Source organism: Pseudomonas rosaeacicularis (genome assembly GCF_057128745.1).
This window is the reverse complement of the sequence record NZ_JBSKHT010000003.1, coordinates 415,062-438,769: the sequence shown is the minus strand read 5'-3', so window position 1 is coordinate 438,769 and position 23,708 is coordinate 415,062. Positions and strand designations below refer to the sequence as shown.

The 23,708-nt window shown below is 58.8% G+C and carries 19 protein-coding genes; 9 read left to right on the top strand and 10 right to left on the bottom strand.

The window, feature by feature from the left end; all coding sequences use genetic code 11:
- Positions 1–307 precede the first annotated feature (307 nt).
- The 5 genes from ACWKWM_RS06570 (at position 308) to ACWKWM_RS06550 (ending at position 4,282) form a co-directional block, all read left to right on the top strand.
- A complete protein-coding gene (locus ACWKWM_RS06570; RefSeq protein ID WP_483845337.1) occupies positions 308–1,405 on the top strand; it encodes a serine hydrolase domain-containing protein in 1,098 nt (365 codons plus the stop codon).
- Positions 1,402–1,740, top strand: coding sequence for an amidase (locus ACWKWM_RS06565; protein ID WP_483845336.1), 339 nt, complete (start codon positions 1,402–1,404; stop codon positions 1,738–1,740). The genes ACWKWM_RS06570 and ACWKWM_RS06565 overlap by 4 nt, the downstream gene beginning before the upstream one ends.
- Before the next feature lie 169 nt (positions 1,741–1,909).
- Complete coding sequence (locus ACWKWM_RS06560; RefSeq protein WP_483845335.1) at positions 1,910–3,067, top strand: phospholipase D-like domain-containing protein; 1,158 nt, start codon at positions 1,910–1,912, stop codon at positions 3,065–3,067.
- 191 nt (positions 3,068–3,258) lie between these two features.
- On the top strand, positions 3,259–3,840 hold the full coding sequence (locus ACWKWM_RS06555; protein WP_483845334.1) for a DJ-1/PfpI family protein: 582 nt from the start codon (positions 3,259–3,261) through the stop codon (positions 3,838–3,840).
- 109 nt (positions 3,841–3,949) lie between these two features.
- Positions 3,950–4,282 carry a ribbon-helix-helix domain-containing protein gene (locus ACWKWM_RS06550; RefSeq protein ID WP_483845333.1) on the top strand — a complete coding sequence of 111 codons (333 nt, stop codon included), beginning with the start codon at positions 3,950–3,952 and terminating at the stop codon, positions 4,280–4,282.
- A 68-nt stretch (positions 4,283–4,350) separates the two neighbouring features.
- Here ACWKWM_RS06550 and ACWKWM_RS06545 read toward each other — a convergent pair whose 3' ends face one another.
- From ACWKWM_RS06545 to ACWKWM_RS06530, 4 genes are all read right to left on the bottom strand, one after another.
- On the bottom strand, positions 4,351–6,822 hold the full coding sequence (locus ACWKWM_RS06545; protein WP_483845332.1) for an RHS repeat domain-containing protein: 2,472 nt from the start codon (positions 6,820–6,822) through the stop codon (positions 4,351–4,353).
- On the bottom strand, positions 6,819–9,428 hold the full coding sequence (locus ACWKWM_RS06540) for an RHS repeat domain-containing protein (protein ID WP_483845331.1): 2,610 nt from the start codon (positions 9,426–9,428) through the stop codon (positions 6,819–6,821). The genes ACWKWM_RS06545 and ACWKWM_RS06540 overlap by 4 nt, the downstream gene beginning before the upstream one ends.
- 111 nt (positions 9,429–9,539) lie before the next feature.
- A complete protein-coding gene (locus tag ACWKWM_RS06535; protein ID WP_483845330.1) occupies positions 9,540–10,481 on the bottom strand; it encodes a hypothetical protein in 942 nt (313 codons plus the stop codon).
- Between the two features lie 179 nt (positions 10,482–10,660).
- Entirely contained in the window at positions 10,661–12,184 is a 1,524-nt protein-coding gene (locus tag ACWKWM_RS06530) for a fumarate hydratase (RefSeq protein WP_483845329.1), read from the bottom strand.
- A 438-nt stretch (positions 12,185–12,622) separates the two neighbouring features.
- Between ACWKWM_RS06530 and ACWKWM_RS06525 the strand changes: the two genes are divergently transcribed.
- The gene (locus ACWKWM_RS06525) at positions 12,623–13,729 is read left to right on the top strand and encodes a GGDEF domain-containing protein (RefSeq protein ID WP_483845379.1); all 1,107 of its coding nucleotides are present in this window, start codon (positions 12,623–12,625) and stop codon (positions 13,727–13,729) included.
- Positions 13,722–14,660, top strand: coding sequence for an iron-sulfur-binding ferredoxin reductase (locus ACWKWM_RS06520; RefSeq protein WP_483845328.1), 939 nt, complete (start codon positions 13,722–13,724; stop codon positions 14,658–14,660). Before ACWKWM_RS06525 ends, ACWKWM_RS06520 begins: the two co-directional genes overlap by 8 nt.
- Before the next feature lie 165 nt (positions 14,661–14,825).
- On the opposite strand, the gene pyk is transcribed toward ACWKWM_RS06520, so the two are convergent.
- Positions 14,826–16,277, bottom strand: coding sequence for a pyruvate kinase (gene pyk / locus ACWKWM_RS06515; RefSeq protein WP_483845327.1), 1,452 nt, complete (start codon positions 16,275–16,277; stop codon positions 14,826–14,828).
- Between the two features lie 167 nt (positions 16,278–16,444).
- On the opposite strand from pyk, the gene ACWKWM_RS06510 reads away from it, so the two are divergent.
- Together ACWKWM_RS06510 and ACWKWM_RS06505 are read left to right on the top strand one after the other, a co-directional pair.
- Positions 16,445–16,819 carry a tetratricopeptide repeat protein gene (locus ACWKWM_RS06510; protein WP_483845326.1) on the top strand — a complete coding sequence of 125 codons (375 nt, stop codon included), beginning with the start codon at positions 16,445–16,447 and terminating at the stop codon, positions 16,817–16,819.
- Between the two features lie 287 nt (positions 16,820–17,106).
- Positions 17,107–17,466 (top strand): PilZ domain-containing protein, encoded by a 360-nt coding sequence (locus tag ACWKWM_RS06505; RefSeq protein ID WP_483845325.1) that lies wholly within the window; start codon positions 17,107–17,109, stop codon positions 17,464–17,466.
- A gap of 13 nt (positions 17,467–17,479) precedes the next feature.
- Here the strand turns inward: ACWKWM_RS06505 and ACWKWM_RS06500 are convergent, their stop codons facing one another.
- From ACWKWM_RS06500 to ACWKWM_RS06480, 5 genes are read right to left on the bottom strand one after another with little or no spacing between them, the layout of a single operon-like run.
- The gene (locus tag ACWKWM_RS06500; protein ID WP_483845324.1) at positions 17,480–18,835 is read right to left on the bottom strand and encodes a DUF58 domain-containing protein; all 1,356 of its coding nucleotides are present in this window, start codon (positions 18,833–18,835) and stop codon (positions 17,480–17,482) included.
- The gene (locus ACWKWM_RS06495; RefSeq protein WP_483845323.1) at positions 18,832–19,911 is read right to left on the bottom strand and encodes an AAA family ATPase; all 1,080 of its coding nucleotides are present in this window, start codon (positions 19,909–19,911) and stop codon (positions 18,832–18,834) included. The genes ACWKWM_RS06500 and ACWKWM_RS06495 overlap by 4 nt, the downstream gene beginning before the upstream one ends.
- Positions 19,908–21,125 (bottom strand): DUF4350 domain-containing protein, encoded by a 1,218-nt coding sequence (locus tag ACWKWM_RS06490; RefSeq protein ID WP_483845322.1) that lies wholly within the window; start codon positions 21,123–21,125, stop codon positions 19,908–19,910. Before ACWKWM_RS06490 ends, ACWKWM_RS06495 begins: the two co-directional genes overlap by 4 nt.
- Positions 21,122–22,735 (bottom strand): DUF4129 domain-containing protein, encoded by a 1,614-nt coding sequence (locus ACWKWM_RS06485; protein WP_483845321.1) that lies wholly within the window; start codon positions 22,733–22,735, stop codon positions 21,122–21,124. The genes ACWKWM_RS06490 and ACWKWM_RS06485 overlap by 4 nt, the downstream gene beginning before the upstream one ends.
- Entirely contained in the window at positions 22,722–23,702 is a 981-nt protein-coding gene (locus ACWKWM_RS06480) for a stage II sporulation protein M (RefSeq protein WP_483845320.1), read from the bottom strand. Before ACWKWM_RS06480 ends, ACWKWM_RS06485 begins: the two co-directional genes overlap by 14 nt.
- Positions 23,703–23,708 lie beyond the last annotated feature (6 nt).

Here is a 23,708-nt window from a genome sequence, read left to right as displayed (position 1 = left end):
GTGATGGTTGCGTGACATGGGCCGGTGACGCAGCGATGCTCGGCGCGCGAAAGAATGGACGCGGTACATTCGATACGTTGCGTCGTCAGCTTCGCGGGCAAGCCTCGCTCCAACGAGGATCTGGGCACCGCTGAAATCGGGGGATGGCGCAAAACTTGTTGGAGCGAGGCTTGCCCGCGAAGCTAACGACGGGTTTTTTCAGATGTACCGCGTCGGGCCTTCTCGCCAACAAGTCGGCTCCTACTGAATCCATGGCTTGTCATGAATCGCTGCTACGGTTTTCGAAGTCCTCTCCAGAGATGTTTCCATGGTCCGCCGTCTGTCTCTGTTCCTCGCGGTATTTCTGATTGCCTTTTCAGCCACCGCCCAACCCTGGCCCGGCGAGCACTGGGCCGCACAACCCGCAGCCACAACCCCGGCGCTGGCAGACCTTGAGCATTACGCCTTCCCACCCCGAGACGATCAGACCCGCAAGGGCATCCGCACCGATGCGTTGCTGGTCATCCGCGACGGCGAAATCATCTACGAGCGCTACGCCGCCCCAACCAGCGCAGACACGCCTCACCTCACTTGGTCGGTCAGCAAAAGCGTGATGGCGACAGTGCTGGGCGTGGCGTACGGGGAAGGGCGCTTCAAACTGGATGACCCGGTGACGATGTTTTACCCACCGTTCAGTGCCCATCCCGACGTGAGGATGCAGGACTTGCTGCACTGGGCGTCCGGGCTGGACTGGCAGGAAGACTACGAGTACGCGCCGCTCAATTCTTCGGTGGTGGCGATGCTCTACACCCGAGGGCGCGGGGACATGGCGCGCTTCACCGCCGAGCACAACGTCGCCAGCGCGCCGGGCACCTCCTATCGCTATTCCAGCGGCGACAGCACGGTATTGGCGGCGGCCCTCAAAAACATGGTGGGCGACAAGGCGTACCCCGACTATCCGTGGACTGCGCTGTTCGACCCGCTCGGTATCAAAAGCGCGACGTGGGAAACCGACACCACCGGCACCTTCGTCGGCTCGTCTTACGCCTACATGACCGCCCGGGATCTGGCGCGCATCGGTTTGCTGATGCAGCGCGGCGGTCGCTGGCAAGCGCATCAATTGCTGCCCAAGGCCTGGGTCGATTTCAACCTCACGCCCTTCACTCAAAGCGCGCCATTGCCAGCCAATGAAGTGCCGGGGGGCCAGTGGTGGCTCAATCGCCCGAGCACCCGTCAGGCAAGCCCGTGGCCCGATGCTCCGCAGAATACGTTCGCTGCGCTTGGGCATTGGGGGCAAGCGATGTATGTGATTCCTGACGCTAAGCTGGTCGTCGTGCGTTACGCCGATGATCGCGACGCCACCTTCGATCACAACCGGTTACTCAAGCTGGCGCTGGCCGCGTTCAAACAGGAGGGCAGGCCATGAGCCCAGGTTCTGGCGTTCTGCGTCTGCGTCCCTTGAGTCGTGTGCTAATCATCATCGCAGTGGCGCTGGCCGCTTTGATCTGGCAATACCGCATCCAGCTCCAGGCCTTTCCCGACATCATCAGCGCCTACACCGCCAAGGAATATTGTTCGTGCCGCTACGTGATGAACTACCCGGCCGAGTACTGCCGTGCTTACGTAAAGCAGTGGCTGCCCAGCGATGTGCAGGACGATGAAAGCAACAGAACGGTAAGCGCCAATGGTCTGGGCCGCAGCAACAGCGCGGCATGGATCGGTGCGCGACAAGGCTGTCGATTGCTGCCTCCCAAGCCGTAATACGAATCCCCCCGAACATAGCGGTTTGCCAGCGGTCAGACAGGCGGATAAGGTTGCCCCAATTGCTCATCTGGAGTTTGCATGCCCACCTTGATCTGCCCACTGCCGCGATGCACCTCGCTTGCTGACGTCGCCCCCACTTGTTTAGCCACAGCAGCAGCGCGCTGATATGGCCGGTGCGATTTTTCCATGGCGTGAAGAAAACAAGTTCGAGCTGTTGATCGATGGCCCTGCGTTTTTCCCGCGCATGATCCAGGCCATCGAGAAAGCTGAGCAACAAGTCGAGCTTGAGTTGTACCTGGTGGAGGCGGGGCTGTGCGCCGAGGCAGTGGTTCAGGCCTTGGTGGACGCTGCCAAACGCGGCGTCATCGTGCGCTGCCTGTTCGATGATTTCGGCTCGCTGGCCTTTACCCTCGGCCTGCGTAATCGCCTGACCGAAGCAGGCGTTATCCTGCGGTTTTATAACAAGGTCAACTGGCGGCGCGGCATTCGTAATTTCTACCGCGATCACCGCAAGCTGCTGCTGGTAGACAAGCAATTGGCTGTGGTGGGCGGCACCGGCGTAACGGACGAATTCTGGCGACCCAACCATGACACCAGCGAATGGCATGAGGTGATGGTCGAGATACGTGGGCCGCTGGTCATCGACTGGCAGGCGCTGTTTGATCGTCAGTTTCACGCCAACCAGCGGCGTACAGCCTGGCGTCCGGCGCAAAACTTCGGCTTACCGCGTCTGCCGCCAGCGCCTGTGATTGGGGAGGGGCTGGGACGCGTGGCCTATGCCGATGCCCGTCAGCATCGCGATATCCTGCAATCGCTGGTGCGCGCGCTGAACAGTGGCAAGCAACGGATCTGGCTGGCGACACCGTATTTTCTGCCGACCTGGAAAGTCCGGCGTTCGCTTAGACGCGCCGCCGCCCGAGGCATCGATGTGCGGCTGCTGCTGACCGGCCCGCGCACCGACCATCCCTCCGTGCGCTACGCCGGTCATCGCTACTACCCGCGTCTGCTCCGCGCCGGCGTGAAAATCTTCGAATACCAGCCGTGTTTCCTGCACCTGAAAATGGTGTTGATCGATGACTGGGTGAGCCTGGGCTCCTGCAATTTCGATCACTGGAATCTGCGCTTCAATCTGGAAGCCAACCTCGAAGCGCTGGACCCGGCGCTGACCCTGGCGGTCGCCCAAAGCTTCGAAAAGGACTTTGCGGTCAGCAATCTGGTGAGCCTGGAAGACTGGAAAGCCCGACCCCTGTGGCGCCGGGTGCAACAGCGGGTATGGGGCTGGCTGGACCGGCTGGTGGTCAACGTGCTGGATCGGCGGGGGTGAGTGTTCTGCAGGAGCGAACCTGTTCGCGAGAAGATATATCTGGCTCACCGCGTGAGTCTCTCTCGCCAACAAGTTGGCTCCTACAGGTGAACCCCAGCCACCCGTTGTAGTACTACGCTGTTACCCACCGGTGTCGATGCGCCTCAATACTTGGCCACATCAGACAACCACTCACCCGGAGGACAGCGGTCATGGCGGCAAAGAAAATTCTTATGCTGGTCGGCGACTACGTCGAAGATTACGAAGTCATGGTGCCGTTCCAGGCGCTGTTGATGGTCGGCCACACCGTGCATGCGGTATGTCCCGGCAAGAAGAAGGGCCAGACCATCCGTACGGCGATTCACGACTTCGAAGGCGACCAGACCTACAGCGAAAAACCCGGCCATAACTTCGCCTTGAACTTCAGTTTCGAGGACGTGAAGTCCGCTGATTACGACGCTTTGGTAGTGCCCGGTGGTCGCTCGCCGGAATACCTGCGGCTGAACGAACAAGTCCTGCAGCTGGTGCGTGAGTTTGGTCGCGACGGTAAGCCAATCGCCGCGGTTTGCCACGGTGCACAATTACTCGCGGCGACGGATGTGCTCAAGGGCAAATCTTGCAGCGCTTACCCTGCCTGCGCACCGGAAGTCCGACTGGCGGGCGGCGAGTACGTCGAGATCGGCATGGATGAAGCGCACACTGACGGCAATCTGGTAAGCGCTCCGGCATGGCCTGCACACCCGGCCTGGCTGGCAGCGTTTTTGAAAGTGCTGGGTACGCAAATCATTTTGTGATGGCGCAGATTCTGTAGGAGCCAACTTGTTGGCGAGGTTTAACCCGGTGTGTCAGGCAAGTCGTCTCGCGAATAAATTCGCTCCTACAGATTGATCAGGAGGTTTAACCATGTGCGAACTCTACGTAAAAGCAGACCCGATTCTTTACGAGTCCCGCTCGCGCTCACTGCGCATTTGCGGCGTGGTCACGACGTTGCGTCTGGAAAATCAGTTCTGGGACATCCTGTCCGAGATCGCTGGGCACGACGGCATGACCACCAATCAGCTGATCAGCAAGTTGTACGAAGAAGTCATGGACTACAGAGGCGAAGTCATCAATTTCGCCTCGTTTTTGCGAGTGAGCTGCATGCGCTACCTGAGCCAGCACAGGACCGTTGCCACGCCGCTGAGTCTGGTACGCGGCGTCTCGGCGATGACCGATACGGTGCTGGCGACAAGGTGATCAGTCCTGATCACCCGTCGAGAATTAGCTTTGTGTTTCACAGGTCACTGCGAGCTTCTTTGGCGCCCTTATTGCGGCGTGTACAAATGTTTGCTCGCCAGCTTGAAGTGTGGGGCGTCGCTGAACGGACCATGTTTGTGACCGAATACCCGCTTTAACACCGAGATTTTGGTGACGGGAGCGGTCGTAGCGCCTCCGTGTAATTTGCCGCTGACTCTGGCGGGCCCTTGCAGCGTGGCGACCCCGAGCAGGTGAATCTTGCTTCGGTATGCCTCGACCGGTCGCTTCAGCACGTTGGCAACGTTCTGCGCCGCTCCGGTTTTTCCCGCCCAGCAGGCCAGCAGCACGATTTTCTGTCCCTCCGGATAGCCCATGGCGGCCAGTCTTGGCGCGATGAGATGAGTCGCGACGTTGATTGCCGAGTCGGCGCTGCCTTGAGCATTCATGAGCTGGCCAAACGGGCTGCCGTGGGTGACGAAGGCTGCGTAGTCGTCATCCCAGAGCCGTTCGATGAACGCAACGTCACTGCTCCCCGGTTTTTTCTCGAACAGGACGTCAGCCTTACCGATTCGGTGAGCGACCCGAGGCGAAGCGGGTGCTGCGGCCAGACGCGATCCTGCGCGGCCCGAGCCACGTGCGGCGCGGGCCGACAACCTGCTGGCGGCGGCTGGCGCCATTTCCAGCCCCACTCCAAACAAGCCAGTGCCCAACGACACCCAGCCCAGAATGCTTGCGGCTTTTTCGTCGTGGCCGGTCGCTTCCAGAATCATCGAGGCGACGCCCGTGCCCAGCGAGATGGCGCTCAGGGTCGCCGCGCTGATGGCCATGGCGCCACTGGCGGTCAGCGCCGAGAAGCCAACCGCATACAGCGATGCAATGGCCGGTGACGCAGCGCCAAAGCTGGCAACCATGGCCGCCACGCCCAGTGCGATGCCCAGACCGCCCGTAAGCCAGGTCGACCAACTGTGGCCGTCCGGGTCAACGCGGTTGACCGGATCCCCGCCGCAATAAGCGTAAGGATTCAAACCGCCTCGTCCGAATGGGCTTTCGCTGTCGGGGCTGAGGAAGCACATCAGCACTGGATCATAGGGACGATAGCCGCCCGGGATCAGCCAGCCGGTGAAGCCATCGACGCGTTCACCGGCAAAGCCGAACGGGCTGCCAGAATGATCACGGGGTTCTGCGCCGTGAGCGGTATACGAACGTCTGCGTAACTGACCGTTGTCCTCGATACGCACGCTGCCTTGGCCGTCCGTGCCTAGCAGGGTGGTCTTGCGCACACCGGCGGCGAGCTTGCTCAGCGCAAACAGCGAACTGCCCTCTGCGATCAGGCTCAAGGTCTCATCGCCGCACTGCTCATGGGTCAGTTGTCCGCTGCTGAAGAAGCTGCGGGTCAGCGTGTCGTCGATTGTTCGGTCGGTCAGGTTGCCTGCGGGATCGTAGGCGTATTGGCAGGTTTTTCCCTGATAACTGACGCTGGCCAGCCGGTCCTGCGCATCCCAGGTGATAAGGCGTCCGAGGCTGTCTTCGATCAACCGGCCGCAGGCGTCGTAGTGCAGGTCGATGCGCGCCGGCCAAGAGGGGTGGGTGTGGGTGATCTGTATCACTTGCGTCGGATCAGTCGCGGCATAGCTGAACAGGGCTGTGTCTTGCGTGCCGTCGGCGAACTCGCTGATCACCTGCTGATAGCCATCCAGCGCATTGAGGGCAAATACCTGGCGCACGATGCGGTTGCCGAAGGGGTCGGTGGGTGCCGCGATGGCGTTGGCGGTGTAGAGAATCAGTCGGCTGCGAAGATCGTAGGCGTAGGTTTCCTCGCCTTGCTGAGCGCCATCGTTCCAGCTGCGCGAAATCACCTGATCCAGCGCCGAGTAGCCCAAGGACTGAACAAGGGTCTGCTGTTCGCCGTCTGTCGTCACCTCAAAAGTGCAACTGTGCTCACGGCCGAGCGTGTCGTACGCCAGGGTTTTAACCATTCGCTGACCACTGAGCCCGTCTTGGGTCGTGACCGAGGCTGGACGCGAAAACGCGTCGTAGGTGACGAATGTCTGCGTGGCACCGACGGTCAGTTGTTGCAAGCGGCCAAAGGCGTCGTATTGGTAGTCGTGGGTTATGCCGGACGCATCGTCAAAAGCGACCAGCAAACCGTTGAGCGAGTGGCGCCACGCAGTGGTGTGCTCTTGATCATCGACCGCCCACGTGTCCCGGTCAGGCAGGCCGGAAGCGGTGTAGCTCCAACGCTGTTGTCCGAGTTCTCCGCTGGCCGATACCTGCTGCGCCAGTCGTGGGTCATAGACGATTTGATGTGCGTTTTGGTTTTCCACCTTGACGCTGAGCAGTTGGTTATCGAGTTGTGGCTCATAGGTGAAGTCGATGCGTTTGCCATCGGGCAGCGTGTTGGCCCCAGGCGGCAACTGGCCGGTGTGGTAATGAAAGCGGGTGACACGCGTGCCGCTCTGGACAGTGCGTTGCCGACCCAGGCCATCGAAGGTCTGGCGACCGATAATCTGAGCGGCAGAAAGGGGAAGGTTCGTGCTCATGTTTGTGCCTCCTTGGCGGGTGTAACGCTGACGGTCTCTGGATGCTCCGCATCGCTGTGTGGCGCATACGTCCAGCTGATGAGCGTGCCGTCAGGCAGTTCGCGCTCGACCACACGCGAATAGGTGTCGAAGCGAGAGCGGGTGACGATGTCGGCTTGTCCATCGATCTTGATGCGTTCCTCGATCACGCGATCCAGGCCATCACGAACCAAGAGCGTGGTGCGGATCAGGCGGTCCGTTTCGTCATACAGTTCTCGCTGAGCCAGGCTTCCTGCGGTGTTGTTCAGGGACACTGTGCGGGGGCCGAGTCGAGTACCACTTTGTTGCCACTGCTCGGTGCAGCGCATCACCGGGTCATGACGGGTATGGGCGATCACCCCGTCCGGCGTTTCAATCTGGGAGACATTGCCCCAGTCGTCATACCGTTTGAGCGTGCTCAGCGCTAACGGCTGATCGATCCCGGGCAGCCAGTCCTGCCGAGTCTGCGTGATGTCTCGACCTTGTGCATCGTAGGCGGTGCGCGCGATTTCGCGGAATACGCCCGGTGCGTGGTCCAGGTCTTCCAGTTCCACCCGTATGGTCCGTCCCGCGCCGTCGAGCCAGCTGCGGCGACGTTGACCGGTCACGTCCGTTTGCTCGACCAGAACAGCATTTGCGCCGTCGATTGAATGGCCTTGGAGGTCGGATTGTGCGATGGCGTACCGAGCAGTTTTCACAGCCTCATACGGGCTGCCCTGAGCAACAACCGTTCGCACCACACGGCCAAGCGCATCGTATTGGTAGCCGGTGCGCATGCCGGTTTCATTCTGCTCGTAAGTCGTCAGTCCGCTGAAAAGCGATTGGGCGCTGCTGCTGGTGGAGCGGTTTTGCGGGGTGTTTTCAAATCCGTCGACAGTGACGTGCGTGATCAATTGATTTTTGCTGATCTCGTACCGATATGAAGTGGTCGTAGCTTTGCCATTGAGTGTATTGACCGAATGAATCTGGCGGCCATGGTGAGCGTCGCCGGTATCCGCATAGAGCTGCCGGGTGATTTCGATGACCTGATCATTGGTGGTGTCATGTGCCTGCTCGCTGACCACGACGGTATGGGGCGGTCCGTCTTGCAGCAGTGATTTGAGGGTTTGGTAGCTGTAAGTGATCGCGATCACCGCCGCCTCGGTCCCTGTCGGGCTATTGCCGCCGGCCGGGATAATCGTCTTTTGCTTGAGATATCTGACCATGCCAAGCCCGTCGGCCGGGCACCCCTCAGTGGCCGTCGCCGGGTAGTACTCGCTGCGTTCCTCCACACCGCTGGGGTAACGAATGAACAAGACATTGCCGTACTCGTCATAACGGGATTCGGTTTGCTCGGTGCGCTGAGCATTGGGCTTGCTGTGATCGATGTAGGTGGTGATTGTTTTGTGAGGCAGTTGGCACCACGCAGGTTGCTGCTCCCAGGTCAGATGGGGATCGATTCCATAGGTGGTGCTGACACGAACTTCACACTGGCGATGGGTCGATACTTCCTGGATCTGCAGGTGAAACCTGTTCCAGGTTCGAGTGATGGTGGCGAGCAATTGGTCATCGCGATCGCGCTGGGTTTCGACGACCTCGTACTCATAGTCACTTTCGACCTGATAAAGATTGTCGCGCCCCTGCTGCCAGTCGAAACGCTGGTCGCTGCCGAAGCCCAGAAAGTTGCGCTCGCCAATCCATTGATAGGTCCGATACAGCTCACCACCCGGCTGCCCTGAGGAGTGTGTCCAGCTCGCAACCCGAGGCAGGGATTGAAACGGTGCGTCTTCTGGCATTCGGTGGCCGTGCTCGCCTGTTGCCCAGTTCACGCTGTCCCAGGCTCCCAAAGGGCCGGAAAGTCCGTCCGGGCACAGCCAGTCGGCACCAGGCGCCACCGGGTATGTTTCATAGGAGAAAGCAAACGGCTGATCAATCTCCGGCACAAAAACATCACTAAGCCGATCATTACTCAACATCAGGCGCAGGGTGCTGCGGGCCTCTTCTTGGTCGGGATTGCTGATGACGTGCACTTCGCCTTCTTCGCGCACGATCTGCAGCAGCGTTCTGGTTTCATCGCGAATGGCGTCGACGATGCATTGACCGTTTTCGATGGGCAGCCAATCGACAAACACCCGCCGTCCTTCGGCTGTGCGCAGCTCGGCGAGGTAGTAATGACCGTTTTCCTGCTGTGTGAGGATTTCGCTATCGCCGGACTTGAGGTCCACACGGAAACTGGTCTCGCTGATCCGCGTGACCACCAGTGATCGCAGCTTGTAGTCGAGAAACACCAGTTTGCCGCCAATGCTGAGATCGGAGTTATCCCAGTCCACGGCGAACTGCTCTCCCGAGGTCAGACGCAGTGACGTGGCGTCCGGGTCAAGGGACAGCTGTGACAGATTAAGCGCCCAGCCGAGGCCGAACCCTCTGTTCTGCGTCGAGCCCATGCTGCTGAAGGCCAGGGTTGGCGTCAGTGCAGGTCCCGCCAGGTTGTTGGCCGGCGGCAGCGGCAGACTCATGGCAAGGGTGAATTGCCCGGTTCTCGGGTCGACTCCGGTTTTGACGAAGCCCAGATAGTTGCTGGCTTGGGAGTGAATTTCGTGCGTTGACATGATTTACCTGCTGGCGTGTTTGGCAATAAAGGCGCGCGGCGAGATAGCCCGGAATCACAGCCAGGGTTTATCCGACCGCACGTCTGGATCGTTTGAAGGGGTCAGCGGGTTTCAGTCAAAACGCTTGAAACCGATACGGTTGCCGTCGTCGGTTTGAGTGAATTCAATTTGTCGTTCATTACCGTACTGGTCAAAAACGCTCCAGATGCTTCGCTCCGATTCGTCTTCCGGCCTGTTGTAAATAAATTCGTCAGTCACCGTGCGAAGCAGATTCATCTGGCCTGCCCGGTGGTTCAACGTGACGGTGCTCGTGCCGAGGGTGACGTTTCGTTTAGGGCTGATCTCGAACGCGTAATGAGTTCGCCATGTGGCAATAGTGCTGAAATTTTCTCCCGTCCTCGTTGTGTGGCAATGACGGTAATACCAGTCCTCGTTATGAAAGTCGTTCCAGGACTCGCTGTAGTACTCGCTATGCGGAGCAGATTTGACAATTCGAAGTTTGGGGTTTTTGAATTTAAAAAAGTAAATGTCGATATCGGTAACACCGGTCCTCAGCGCATTCTCGGCATTGAGTTCAAAGTCGCTTTCTTCGTAACGCAGCGGGGTAATCGATTCCACAGTGATTGAAGAGTTGAACGAACCGCCATCGGTAACATGATGCGTGTTGCCGTCTTTTGAGATGCAGGCATAAATCTGATCTATCGAGCCACCGCCGCGCGACGACGAAATATAGAACCGCTTGCGTCGCACCGGCCCATTGAGCTCCAGATTGCTGGGCGGTGAACCGGTATCTGCGTAGTACTCATAAGCGGCGTCCCGTTCAGACGAAGCCTTGAGCTGTCCACTGAGTTCTCGATAGACACCGTCATCATCAAGCGTGACCAATGCAATCGAAGCCAGTTGTGCGTCGGTGATCGTTCCGCCGTTACGCGGGGCTACCGTTACAGTGGCTTCCAGCTGCTGGCGGCCATTGCCAAACACCCGGTTGGTGCTGGAGGTGATGTCGATTTTGAATCGGCTGAGCCAGGTATTGGCTGTGTTCGAGATATTCATAATTCCATCCTTGGGTTGTGAATGGAGTCCATTGAATAGCGTTGCGATGTTGCGGGGGAAATACATATTTATCGTGGTTGCCCGACCTTGTTTCCTGTTATGTACGGATGTTGTGGAGTGCAGCGCAATAAAAAGCCCGGCACAGTGGCCGGGCTTTTCGGGTGTTTCTGACGAAGGACTTACTGCACTTCTACTGCCAGACTCTCACTGATCTTCTTCTGCCAGATAGCAGGACCTGTGATGTGTACCGACTCACCTTTGCTGTCTACTGCAACCGTCACCGGCATGTCTTTGACCTCGAACTCATAGATCGCTTCCATGCCCATCTCAGGGAAGGCCAGCACTTGTGATTTCTTGATCGCCTGAGCGACGAGGTAAGCAGCGCCGCCGACGGCCATCAGGTAAACGGCCTTGTAGTCCTTGATCGCTTCGATGGCAGTCGGGCCGCGCTCGGATTTGCCGATCATGCCCAACAGTCCGGTTTGCTCCAGGATCTGGCGGGTGAACTTGTCCATGCGCGTGGCGGTGGTTGGTCCAGCAGGCCCCACGACTTCATCGCCCACCGGGTCGACCGGGCCGACGTAATAGATGAAGCGACCTTTTAGATCGACCGGCAGGGTTTCACCCTTGTTGAGCATCTCGACCATGCGCTTGTGCGCGGCGTCGCGACCGGTGAGCATTTTGCCGTTGAGCAGGACGGTTTCGCCCGGCTTCCAGCTCTGCACGTCTTCAGGGGTCAGGGTGTCGAGATTGACGCGACGGGCAGACGGGCCAGCTTCCCAGACGATTTCCGGGTAGGCATCCAGCGGGGGCGCTTCCAGGGAAGCCGGGCCGGAACCGTCGAGCACAAAGTGCGCGTGACGGGTGGCGGCGCAGTTAGGGATCATGCACACCGGCAAGGACGCCGCGTGGGTCGGGTAATCCATGATTTTGACGTCGAGCACGGTGGTCAGACCGCCCAGGCCCTGAGCGCCGATGCCCAGTTGGTTGACCTTCTCGAACAGCTCGATGCGCATTTCTTCGATACGGCTGGACGGGCCACGCTTGATCAGGTCGTGAATGTCGATGGACTCCATCAACACTTCCTTGGCCATCACCGCGGCCTTTTCAGCCGTACCGCCGATGCCGATGCCGAGCATGCCCGGTGGGCACCAGCCCGCACCCATGGTCGGTACGGTTTTCAGCACCCAGTCCACGATCGAATCGGACGGGTTGAGCATCGCCATCTTCGATTTGTTTTCAGAGCCGCCGCCTTTGGCCGCCACGTCCACTTCCACGGTATTACCCGGGACGATGGAGTAGTGAATGACCGCAGGGGTGTTGTCCTTGGTGTTTTTGCGAGCACCTGCAGGGTCCGCGAGGATCGAGGCACGCAGGACGTTTTCAGGCAGGTTGTAGGCGCGGCGCACGCCTTCGTTGATCATGTCGTCCAGGCCCATGGTGGCGCCGTCCCAACGCACGTCCATGCCGACGCGTACGAAAACGGTGACGATGCCGGTGTCCTGGCAGATAGGACGATGACCGGTCGCGCACATGCGCGAGTTGATCAGAATCTGCGCCATGGAGTCCCGTGCGGCGGGCGACTCTTCGCGCAAATAGGCCTCGTGCATGGCCTGGATGAAGTCAACGGGGTGGTAGTAGGAAATGAACTGCAGGGCGTCTGCGACACTCTGGATCAGATCATCTTGCTTGATCACGGTCATTGGGGCGCGCTCCTCTGATTTGGCGGGAACATTCGATTTGCTGTTTTCGACAGTACCGCTATGGTCTGACGAAAGCATCTTCATTAAGCGTTAGGCAGACTTGCCGGCTTTACAGACTCAACAGTCAGGCTCGGCAGTTCGGGCATAAAAAAGGCGCGGCAGTATAACCCGTGGTCGGAGCGGGCACATCGGTTCGTGGGTAATCATTGGTCGATGAGCGCACGGTTTTTTTTGTGCCAAGTGTCACTCAAGCAGAGCAGTACGGTTGTCTGGGGGCACTAGAATTAATTAGTCAATTTTCAGCGTAACCACTACAGTGGCAGGCTGCCTGCATCGCTGATCAGTCATTGGAGATTGGCCGCATCGCCTCGTTGGGCGATGCTGCGGGGCATCTTGCAATATGGGATGGATCCTTTTTTACGCATGATGAGTCATCAAGTGACCGACAAAGCCATACAACGCCTGTTGCTGAAACGGTTCGCCCTTGCTGCCGGCACCTACTTGCTGGTCATCGGGCTTGTCTGGGTGGCGATATTCGCCGGCTACTATCAGGCGCCCAAGTGGGTGGCAGTGATCAGCACTTCCCTTGTGCTGCTGATGCTGGCAACCCTGGCAATCGTTTTCCTGTCCGGTTTCAACTGCCGCTTCAAAGACCCGAGTCTCACTGAACTGCAAGTGTTACTGGCGCTCGGTTGGCAAACCTACCTGATCAGTCACCTCGACAGCGCCCGTGGCACCTTCTTGCTGGTCTATGTGCTGATTCTGCTATTTGGCCTGTTTCACCTTCCGCCGAAAATATTCGCCCGTGCAGCTTTGCTGGCGCTATTGGGTTTTTGCGGCCTGAATCTGTGGGAGGTCGTGAACCAGCGACTGCGTGACCCCAACCTGGCCGCGTTGCAGATATGCGCCCTGTTCATCGCGCTGTTCTGGTTGTGCCTGTATGCGCGTTTTGTGCAGCACTCACGCTTTCGCATGCACCAGCGGCGGGTGACGCTGCAAGCCCATCAGGACACCCTGCGGGGCATGATGTTTCAGCTTGAAGAACTGGCTGCGACCGACGAATTGACCAATCTCTATAACCGCCGCCATTTCCTGCGCATGGCCATGCGTGAACTGGAAAGCATGGACGGTAATTACACCCAAGGGCTGGCGTTGATTGACCTGGATCACTTCAAGCGTGTGAATGATGTTCACGGCCACGCCGCCGGGGACAGGGTGCTTCAGGCATTTGCGGCCAGCGCGATCAAATGCCTGCGTGAAGACGACATTCTGGCGCGCTATGGCGGTGAAGAGTTTGTACTGCTGATCCCGCGTTGCACCCGGGCGCAACTGTTCGATTGCTGCGAAACAATTCGTCAGATGTTCGAGCAAGTCCAGGTGGCCGGCCTGGCTCAACTCGATTTGAGTCTGTCCGTCGGCATGACCCTGCTCGAAACCGGCGACGACATGGACAGAGCCTTGCAGCGTGCGGATCAGGCGCTGTATCGCGCCAAGCATGATGGACGCAACCGCTGCATCGGGGCATGGGAACACGCTGATGCCTGAGTTACGTGTGGGCGATCGACATTGGCCGGTCGTTGCCTCCAGCAATCTGCTCGATGCATTGAACAGCGCCGGTGTTGCCGTGCCTTATAGCTGCCGTGCTGGCAGTTGTCATGCGTGTCTGGTGCGATGTGTTTCCGGTGAACCACTCGACGCGTTGCCGCAGGCTTTGGACGACAGCAAGCGTGAGCAAGGCTGGCGATTGTCCTGTCAATGCCGGGTGATCGAGGATCTCACTATTGAGGTCTTTGACCCGCTGCGCGACGGGAGGCCTGCGAAGGTCATCGGCGTGGATTGGCTCAGTGCCGATGTATTGCGCCTGCGCCTTGAACCCGAGCGGCCCCTGCGTTATCGCGCTGGTCAACACCTGGTGCTGTGGACCACAACCGGCGTTGCCCGGCCTTATTCTCTCGCCAGCCTGCCCGGCGAAGATTCGTTTCTTGAGTTTCACATTGATTGCCATCGTCCTGGCGCATTTGTCGATGCCGCTCGAACGTTGGCCATCGGCGATCCGATTCGCCTGGGGGAACTGAGAGGAGGCGCACTGCAATACGATCCCGACTGGCAGGATCGACCGCTGTTATTGCTGGCGGCCGGAACCGGGCTTGGTCCACTGTGGGGCGTGTTGCGAGAGGCGTTGCGTCAGGAACACCAAGGCCCGATTCGGGTGATGCACGTGGCGCGCGATAGCAGTGAACACTATCTGGTGGATGACCTTGGTCGACTGGCTGTCGACTATCCACAGTTCCAGTTCGAGTTGATCGCTGCGGCCGGTTTTGACGCAGCGATGGCGAGTTTGAGGATCGCTTCTCGTCAGACCATCGCACTGGTGTGCGGCTCGCCGGAGAGCGTGGAGCGTTATCGTAAACGGCTGTATATCGCCGGGATGCCGAGGGGGCAGGTACTGGCGGATGTGTTTGTCGGCCGTGAGTAGTTTGCTGCCCCTGTAGGAGCGAATTTATTCGCGAGGTTTTGCATCTCGGTTGCAGCATGGAGTGCTCGCCAACAAGTTGGCTCCTACAGATGCTCGTCTAATTACCTGCTAAAACAAAAAGCCCCGACTCTTGCGAACCGGGGCTTTGTTGTCGCTGCTGTCGTCTTAGACCATCGGGTCGCCGACGTGCAGGATCTTCATGCCATTGGTGCCACCGATGGTGTGGTAGCTGTCGCCCTTGGTGAGGATGACCCAATCGCCTTGCTCGACCAAACCGCGCTTGAGCAGTTCGTCAACCGCAGCCTGGCTGACTTGACCTGGCGGCAGGGCTGCCGGGTCGAATGGCACGGTGTATACGCCGCGGAACATGGCGGCGCGCGCCTGAGTGCCACGATGCGGGGAAAACGCATAGATCGGCACGGAGGAGCGGATGCGCGACATGATCAACGGGGTGTAGCCACTTTCGGTCAGCGCGATGATCGCTTTGACGCCAGGGAAGTGGTTGGCCGTGTACATGGCCGCCAGCGCAATGCTTTCGTCACAACGGGCGAACGAGTGGCCGATGCGGTGGCTGGACGTCTTGCCGGTCGGGTGACGCTCGGCGCCGACGCAAATCCGCGCCATGGCTTCGACCGCTTCGACCGGGTACGAACCTGCTGCAGATTCAGCCGACAGCATGACGGCGTCAGTGTAGTCGAGCACGGCGTTCGCCACGTCCGACACTTCAGCGCGAGTTGGCATCGGGCTTGAAATCATCGATTCCATCATCTGCGTTGCCACGATTACCGCTTTGTTGTGGCGACGTGCGTGCAGGATGATTTTCTTCTGAATGCCGACGAGCTCCGCGTCGCCGATTTCCACACCCAAATCGCCACGGGCAACCATCACTGCGTCACTGGCGCGGATCAGGGCATCGAGGGTTTCGTCGTTGGCAACGGCTTCAGCGCGTTCGATCTTCGCGACCAGCCAGGCAGTACCACCGGATTCGTCACGCAGCTTGCGGGCGTATTCCATGTCGGCAGCATCGCGCGGGAAAGAAACGGCCAGGTAGTCCAGGTCCATTTCAGCGGCGAGCTTGATGTCTTGCTTGTCTTTTTCGGTCAAGGCCGGGGCTGTCAGGCCACCGCCGCGGCGGTTGATGCCTTTGTGATCAGACAACGGGCCGCCGATCAGCACGGTGCAATGCAGTGAGTCAGCGGTCTGCGTATCGACACGCATGACCACGCGTCCGTCGTCCAGCAGCAGTTCGTCGCCTACGCCGCAATCTTTGACCAGATCGGGATAGTCGATGCCTACGATTTCCTGGGTGCCGTCGGTCAGAGGATGGCTGGTGGAGAAGGTGAATTTGTCACCAACTTTCAGCTCGATCTTCTTGTTGGTGAACTTGGCGATACGGATTTTCGGGCCTTGCAGGTCACCCAGCAGCGCCACAAAGCGACCATTTTTGGCAGCAATGTCACGAATCAGCTTTGCCCGGGCTTTGTGCTCATCGGGGGTGCCGTGGGAGAAGTTCAAACGGGCGACGTCCAGGCCCGCGAGAATCAGCTTCTCGATAACTTCTGGCGAATTACTTGCAGGGCCAAGTGTGGCTACGATTTTGGTGCGGCGAACGGACATGCACAAACTCCTTAAATGAAGCGCAGCGAGAGGCTACTACTCTCCGGCGCTGTAGTCATTGTTCCTTTGCACTACCTTGCTCCCGGATGACTGGGCAATCGGCACCTCAAACGGCCTTGAAGAATTGCCGGCAGGCGCCGATACAATGCAGAGCACAGGAGAGTCTCATGCGAATCGTGATGATTATAATCGTGATGGCCGCACTCGGCGGTTGCACACGTTGGTCGATGAACAGCCATTTGAACAATGCCAACCGCGCCTATGCGCAGGGTGACTGCGATACGGTCCTGTACAACCTTTCAAAAGTGGACCGGGAAAGCCGTTCGCGCCGCTATGTTCAACCGGAAGTTTCGATGCTGCGCGGGCAATGCCTGGAGCGGCAAAAGTTTTACCTCGATGCGATGCAGACCTATCAGTTCATCATCACCAACTATCCTAATAGCGAGTATGCCTACAGAGCTCAGGCGCGCATGGACACCTTGCAGCAGCTTGGGCATGACCGTGGCGCGCAGCCCGCAGTCGTCAAACCTGCTTCACTGTGATTACACCTGAACGGATGGGTGGTATCGTTTTGGATGCCTCGGTAACGATCTTCAGCTAGGCTGCCACTGGCAGAGAGATGAAAGCGCGATGCTCGGAGGGGGACAGCGGCTGGTTATCGTGAAACGAATATCGGCGCGTGACTTCGAGCGATATTGGTGTGTCAGATGACGTTCCCGTCGTATAAATAGGTAGGTTCCATCGTTACGCCGTTATGTTGTCTCCTGCGATCGAATCTTCAATGCACTAGCGCGACCGTGCTAAATGGTAATTCCAAGGCGAATGTCCAATGCTGATCGAAAGGCGAATCGAGCGTCATCAGTTGCCGTACTACCTTCAGGTTATCAATCGATACACCAATAAACCGATTGGGTGCCTGGGCAACGTATCCGAGCATGGCCTGATGCTGATCAGCGACTTGCCGGTGCTCGTGGGAGCGGATTATCAACTGCGACTCCAGGTGCCCGGTTTGCAGAACGAACCGACGATTATCGACATCAACGCCAGTTGTCTGTGGTGTCAGGAAGATGAAACACCGGGAGTCTGGGATTCCGGATTCCGGTTACAAGCTGCGCCGTTGGAATACCACCAACTGATTCAGGCCTTACAGCGCTATTTCAGCTTCCACACGCTGGAAGCATCAGCCTAACGGCGGCGCCTGTTTACAAGGTGCCGGCTCTCTTCCAGCTCAGGTAACGACTGACCAATTCTGGCCCCAGCGCACCGGGGCGTACATCCAGCACGGGAATGCCATGAGCGATCAGACGCTCATGCAGCGTGGCGCGTGCGTTGAGAAAGTCCACGGCCCCGCAGTAATCCAATGCCTCCTGCCACGTCTCGATTGGCGTCTGACGCAGGTCATCAAGCACCTCCTCGCGCAGACTGGCGACTAAAACCCGGTGATGCCGGCTCAGCTGCTTCACGGCGGCCAGCAACTCCTCATCGTCCTCGTCGCGCAGGTTGGTCATCAACACCACCAGCGCACGGCGCTTCTGTCGGATCAGCAGGGCGCCAATCGCTGCACTGTAATCGGCCGGACGTTGTGTGCTGTCAAGGTCATACACCGTATTGAGCAAAAGGCTCAACCGCGCCGAACCTTTCACCGGAGCCAGGTAGCGGTTGTGCTCGGCAGCAAAGGTCGACAATCCCACAGCATCGCCCTGGCGCAAGGCGACGTGGCTGAGCAGCAGAGCGGCATTGAGTGCGTGGTCGAAGTGCGTCAGGTCGCCATCCTGACTGCGCATGCGGCGACCGCAATCGAGCATAAACATGATTTGCTGGTCGCGTTCATCCTGATATTCCCGAGCAATGGGGACGCGTTGACGGGCGGTGGCCTTCCAGTCGATCTGACGCAGGCTGTCACCCTCCCGAAATTCCCGAAGCTGATTGAATTCCAGACCCATGCCCCGGCGCTGACGCTGACGGACGCCAAGCTGGCTCAGCCAATTATCCACAGCCAGCAGTTGACCGCCATGTAGCCGAGCGAAGTCAGGGTAGACCCGCGCTGAACTGACAACGGACAGGTAGCGTCGCGAGGACCACAAGCCAAGCGGAGCCGGGATGCTGATTTCGACCCTTTCGAAGCTGAAATGACCACGGCTGGTGGGACGTAGCCGATAACCCAGTTCAGCGGTCCGATCAGGACGAAGCAGGATGGTCTGCGCAAGGCTCTCCACATCGAAGCGGTTAGTCAGGCCGGCTGGTCCGTGATCGATGACGCTTAACAGCAGCGTTCTGCGGTACTCATGCTCAATCGCAATGCGCACTTCGCTCCAACGGCCCAAAGCGAGGCTGCCGCCCAGTTGACGCCTCAGGCGTGGCGACGGCATTCGCCACAGCGAGGCTGCATCCAGCACGCTCAGCAGTCCCAGCACCAACAGCAAAGTCCAGAAAACGCCAGCAAGTTTTGCCGTAGGACCCAGGCTCAGTGCGTCCAGTATCCCCAGCAACACTGCCACCCCCGACAGCAGTGTCAGGCAGCGGAGCAAGCGCGAGGACGGCTTGAGCATTTGCTTCATTGACGAGGCGCCGGCACCTGGTCGAGCAATTGCCTGAGCACCTGATCTACGGACATCCCTTCTATATCGAGTTCAGGCGATAAGCGGACCCGGTGTCTCAATACGGCTAATCCGCAGCCTTTGATGTCATCCGGTATGACGAAGTCGCCACCGCGCAGCAACGCTCGAGCCCGAGCGCCTCGAACCAGTGCGATGGACGCACGAGGGCCGGCACCGAGTGTCAGTCCTGGCCACGTTCGAGTGGCGCGCGCCAGCCGTACTGCGTAATCGAGCACATGCTCGTCCACCGGCAGGTCCCCGGCAATGCGCTGCAATGCCAAAACGTCTCTGGCTTGCAGCAGCGTGCGCAGAGGCTGTACGTCGAGCATGTCGGAGCGCGTCGATTTGCTGACTTGCCGAACCATTTCCAGCTCCTGCGCGGCGTCGGGGTAATCCATGCGCACCTTTAGCATGAAGCGATCAAGCTCGGCTTCGGGCAGGGGATATGTGCCTTCCTGCTCGATAGGGTTCTGCGTTGCCAGCACCATGAACGGTTGCGGGATCGGCAGGGCTCGGCTTTCGAGAGTTACCTGGCGCTCCTGCATTGCCTCCAGCAAGGCTGCCTGAGTCTTGGCGGGTGCTCGGTTGATTTCATCCGCTAGCAGCATGTTGGTGAACAGCGGGCCTTTGCGCAGTTTGAATTGTTCGGTGTGCATGTCATAAACGGCATGCCCCGTGATATCACTGGGCATCAGATCGGGGGTGAACTGTATCCGTGCGAATTCGCCCCCGAAGCACCGGGCGAGCGCTCGAACCAACAGCGTCTTGCCCAAGCCCGGCACGCCCTCCAGCAGCACATGGCCGCCGCCGATCAGCGCGGTCAACACATCGTCAATGACCGCATCCTGGCCGATAATCGCCTTTTGCAATTCGTGCCGAATAGCCTGGGCCAGATGAATGGCACGTTGGCGTTGCTGCGCCGGGTTGCTGGTGGGTGTCGGCGGTTCGCTCGCTGCATGTTCGGGTACAGCAGGCCCCGATACTGGATCAGTGACAGTCTCAAGGCTATTCGCCGGGTCGGTCGGGAGATCACTCATAAGGCATTCCTGAGGGTTTGCAGGTAGGCAACCTGCCGGGTGAATTCGGTTCGGGAAATACGTGTGTCGAGACGTGGCCGCAGTGCATGGCCAATGGCGCTGGTTGGTTGTCGGGTCAGTCGTGCAAGAACTTGCCACTGTTCGGCGACAGCCAACCGCTCAAAGCCGGGATGGCGTTGCTGCGCTCGGTGCAGGATATCGGTCTGCAGGCCGCGCAATAGAGTCTGCTGGCCTCTGCGGCGTATCAGAAAGTCAGCACTGGCGCGTAGATGTTCGGTCAACTGACGCCGTGTACGTTCTGGCTCCGGTTGCAGAGGGCCTTGTCGCATGCCCGCTCGCCATAATGCCAGCAGCGTCAGAACGCCCAATGCGGTCAGCGCCAATGGAAAGTACTTGGCAAGCAGGCTGAAAAGGTCTGCATGTTCGGTGCGTAATAGCAGGGTCACGGCACTGTCCTGGGACAGGTACCAAAGAAGCCAGGCGTTGTCGTATTTACCGATGGCGCGGTTCTTCCAGATGTCTGCATCGGTGAGTACGGTGATCAGACCTTTGCCATAAACCATTTGCAGCATGTGCGTGGCATCGGCGCTGTTAGCCCACGACTGTGCATGATCCTGCGGGTCGTCCAGATGAAACGCCGGATCGAAACTCATGTAGGCCGGGTCGGTTTCTCGTTCGACGTAAAGACGGGTCAGTTCCGGCCATGGCGTTTCGGGAGCGGGCAGAAGGGTAGGGGTCAACGGAATGACCGGCTTGATCATCTCCAATTCCCGACGCCGATCCTGCTCGCGAAGGTCCCGAGTAAGAAACTGATGGATCTGTAGCTGATCCAGCAGCAGGTCGCCGCTGCGGCCCTTTTTTTCGTCCCATAATTGTTCAGCGACAAACAACAGCCGCCCTCCGGCGCGGGTCCAGGTCAGTACTCGCTCCACGTCTGCTGGCGTCATGTTTTCGCGGCTGTCGAGCAGCATCAGCGTTTGCGTCTGCGGCCCAGAATCCGGCAGACCACGCAGCGTTTCGGTCGCGTTCACAGAGATCGAACGCTGACGCAGGAAAGTCTCGGCCGCCAAGTAAGGATTGGCGCGTGCTTCGGGAGACGGCCCCTGATTGATAACCTCCTGATAGTGCTCCAGTCGTTGCAACAGTGGCACGCTGATTATCGCGATCAGCACCAGCACCAATACGGCGACCCAGCCTTGGGCGCGCCGAGTCATGCAGAGGGCCTAATCGCGAACAGCCGCCGCCAGTCATCACATAGTGTCTGCTGCGCATCGACTGGTGGCAGGCGATGACCATAGGCGAGGTTTTGCCAGTGGTTTGTCAGCGTCCTGCTGAAATGCTCCAGCGATGGCTGGTCGAGAGTGGCGATCCGCTCAAGCACCTGCCCTTCGGTGTCCGAATTTTTGAGAGGCAGTTGGTAATCGGTCATTAAACGGCTGAGCAGCGCCCGATATAGCAGACTCAAGGCCTCGCGTGGTTGCTGATGCCAGAGTCTTTCAACACTGCCTGCCACGTCGACCGGCAGGCTCTGCGGCACGATCTGCAGCCCGAACAATTGTTGTGGCGTGGTCGGGCGGGGAGCTGCCTTAGGCTTGCGGCGGCTGACGAATGTGCTGATCCAGCTTCTGTACCGCCAGGCCAATCCGATCAACAACAGAAGAGCCGCGCTCCAGAGCAAAACCTCAATGGCGTTGGCAAACAGTGTCGTGACAGCCAGAAGACCGCGGATCAAACTCACCAGCCAGGCAGGTGTGTCAGCGCTCTTTGCTGATTTTTTTACGTCTGAGTGCTCTGCGATGCGCCAGCCGGAAACGGTTTTGAGGTTTTTGAATGGCGGATTTTCCAGCACCGACTTGATGGCCGTTTCCGAACCCTTGCTGCTGAGTGTTTGATTGAGCAGACGAGGGCTGGAGGGGGCCGCAACCGCGTCTTCGGATTGGGGCAGATCCAATGGCGGGAGCGGGCAGCTCAATTGCTGCGAATCTGGCGGGATCGATGAGCCTTCATTGGCCATGGCCGACATCGGCGGCGTTGACAGTAACAGTGTGCATCCAAGCAGCAACGCATAGGCACTGCCGATCAATCGTTGGCGGAGGCGCCGAAACGTCAGCTCAATATCCCAGGCTTCGAGTTCGGTGCGGCGGTTCAGATAAAGCGTAAATCCGCAGGCAACGTAAATCGGCCCCCAGACAATCAGCACCAATGCATAAAAGGCGTTGGTCAGGTGTTCGAGCCAGTTCCAGTCCCCCTCGACATTCAGCAGGCTTTGCCACGACCAGTCAATTTCCAGTTGTTGCGGCAAAAAAGCGTAGAACAGCACCATCAATCCTACCCAGAAACACATCTCCAGCGAGCTGCCTACCGACGTCAGGCAGCGAGCGGCGCGCAGGCCTTTCTGGCTGAGCATTGCGATGCGTTGAGCTCGCTCCGGTCCCGAAAGGCCTTCGAGTTGCTGGATCGGTAATTTAAAGCTCCTGCTCAAACTCAGTCGGCGCCACGTCAGGCTCGCCAACAGTTGCGTTTTTAGCGTGCCGGGCCACGCGCCAAGGGCTTGCTTGAGTGTAGGCGTGGCGCCAAACAACGCTTGCGACAGGATAAGCAACGTCAGCCGTTCATAAAGCGGTTTCAGCCACCAGAACATAAAGAGCGCCAAGGACGGGTAATCCCAGAGCATAAGGCTGAGCAAAGTGAAAACCGGCAATGTGACAATCGCCCAACTGGTCATCAGCAAGCCACGATGTTTTCGCGCCAGCAATACGCCTAGGTCGATGGCTTCCCAGGGGTTGCGTGGCCGAATGGCGACAGTGGCATCAGTCAGGCGCATGAGAGACTTTTCCGGCGAGCAGCAGATACGCGGCGACCAGCGCCCAAAGTGCCGCACCCACGAGGTATTTGGTCAGTGGCGCGGGCCAGCTCATCGAAGACCAATACGCTTCGATGAAGGCAGCGATCAGCAGAAAAATGATCACGCCTGCGATCAGACGCACGCTGGTTTTGGCAGCCACTCTCAATGCTTCGCCGCGCGATAGCGAGCCGGGCGCCAGCAGCGCCCACCCCAGTTTCAAGCCGGCAGCCCCGGACAATGCGATGGCGGTTAATTCGAAGGCTCCGTGACCTATTACGAAGGACCAGAACGTTTCGCCGTAGCCCACATCGGTCAGGTATCCAGCGACGGCACCGATCATAAGCCCGTTGAAAAACAGGAAGAACACACTCCCCACCCCGAAGATCAGTCCGCTGGCGAAGGTCTGAAAGCCGATGCCAATGTTATGCATGATGTAATAACCGAACATCATCCAGTCCTCGCTCGAACCCCTATCAGCAGCCTGACCGATGCGTCTTGCCGCCGGATCGTACATGGCCTCCATGTCGCCGACGTCAGTTGGGCTTACCACGCTGTAAACAAGGTCCGGGAAGCTGTAGACCAGCACACCCATCAGTACGAGGCTGCCGAAGAACAGCGCTGCGGCAATAGCCACCAGGCGCCACTCAGCACGGACTGTCCTTGGAAAACCGGCGACAATGAATGCGAGCAATTGCGCGCCCAATTGACTGCGATGGCGATAGAGTTGTTGGTGACCACGCATCGCCAGTTGGTGCAGGGGGTCTACAAGATGACTGCTATAGCCACGCTCCTGCGCCAGTGCCAACTGCAGGCAAATACGTCGATAGTCCGCTGCGAAGGATTCACTCGCTTCAACAGTGCGCCGGCTGCGCTCAAGCACTTCCAGCCGCTCGGCAAAGCGTTCCCAGTCGTGCTGATGACGGGCCTCGAACTGGCTCTGTTTCATGCTGGG

Excerpts from the sequence above, each read along its gene's own strand:
- ACWKWM_RS06495 (WP_483845323.1), bottom strand. The coding sequence starts at position 19,911 with ATGAGTGATCTCCCGACCGACCCGGCGAATAGCCTTGAGACTGTCACT.
- ACWKWM_RS06500 (WP_483845324.1), bottom strand. The coding sequence starts at position 18,835 with ATGAAGCAAATGCTCAAGCCGTCCTCGCGCTTGCTCCGCTGCCTGACA.
- ACWKWM_RS06510 (WP_483845326.1), top strand. The coding sequence starts at position 16,445 with ATGCGAATCGTGATGATTATAATCGTGATGGCCGCACTCGGCGGTTGC.
- pyk (WP_483845327.1), bottom strand. The coding sequence starts at position 16,277 with ATGTCCGTTCGCCGCACCAAAATCGTAGCCACACTTGGCCCTGCAAGT.
- ACWKWM_RS06570 (WP_483845337.1), top strand. The coding sequence starts at position 308 with ATGGTCCGCCGTCTGTCTCTGTTCCTCGCGGTATTTCTGATTGCCTTT.
- ACWKWM_RS06520 (WP_483845328.1), top strand. The coding sequence starts at position 13,722 with ATGCCTGAGTTACGTGTGGGCGATCGACATTGGCCGGTCGTTGCCTCC.
- ACWKWM_RS06490 (WP_483845322.1), bottom strand. The coding sequence starts at position 21,125 with ATGACTCGGCGCGCCCAAGGCTGGGTCGCCGTATTGGTGCTGGTGCTG.
- ACWKWM_RS06480 (WP_483845320.1), bottom strand. The coding sequence starts at position 23,702 with ATGAAACAGAGCCAGTTCGAGGCCCGTCATCAGCACGACTGGGAACGC.
- ACWKWM_RS06550 (WP_483845333.1), top strand. The coding sequence starts at position 3,950 with ATGTGCGAACTCTACGTAAAAGCAGACCCGATTCTTTACGAGTCCCGC.
- ACWKWM_RS06540 (WP_483845331.1), bottom strand. The coding sequence starts at position 9,428 with ATGTCAACGCACGAAATTCACTCCCAAGCCAGCAACTATCTGGGCTTC.
- ACWKWM_RS06555 (WP_483845334.1), top strand. The coding sequence starts at position 3,259 with ATGGCGGCAAAGAAAATTCTTATGCTGGTCGGCGACTACGTCGAAGAT.
- ACWKWM_RS06485 (WP_483845321.1), bottom strand. The coding sequence starts at position 22,735 with ATGCGCCTGACTGATGCCACTGTCGCCATTCGGCCACGCAACCCCTGG.
- ACWKWM_RS06545 (WP_483845332.1), bottom strand. The coding sequence starts at position 6,822 with ATGAGCACGAACCTTCCCCTTTCTGCCGCTCAGATTATCGGTCGCCAG.
- ACWKWM_RS06505 (WP_483845325.1), top strand. The coding sequence starts at position 17,107 with ATGCTGATCGAAAGGCGAATCGAGCGTCATCAGTTGCCGTACTACCTT.
- ACWKWM_RS06560 (WP_483845335.1), top strand. The coding sequence starts at position 1,910 with ATGGCCGGTGCGATTTTTCCATGGCGTGAAGAAAACAAGTTCGAGCTG.
- ACWKWM_RS06565 (WP_483845336.1), top strand. The coding sequence starts at position 1,402 with ATGAGCCCAGGTTCTGGCGTTCTGCGTCTGCGTCCCTTGAGTCGTGTG.
- ACWKWM_RS06535 (WP_483845330.1), bottom strand. The coding sequence starts at position 10,481 with ATGAATATCTCGAACACAGCCAATACCTGGCTCAGCCGATTCAAAATC.
- ACWKWM_RS06530 (WP_483845329.1), bottom strand. The coding sequence starts at position 12,184 with ATGACCGTGATCAAGCAAGATGATCTGATCCAGAGTGTCGCAGACGCC.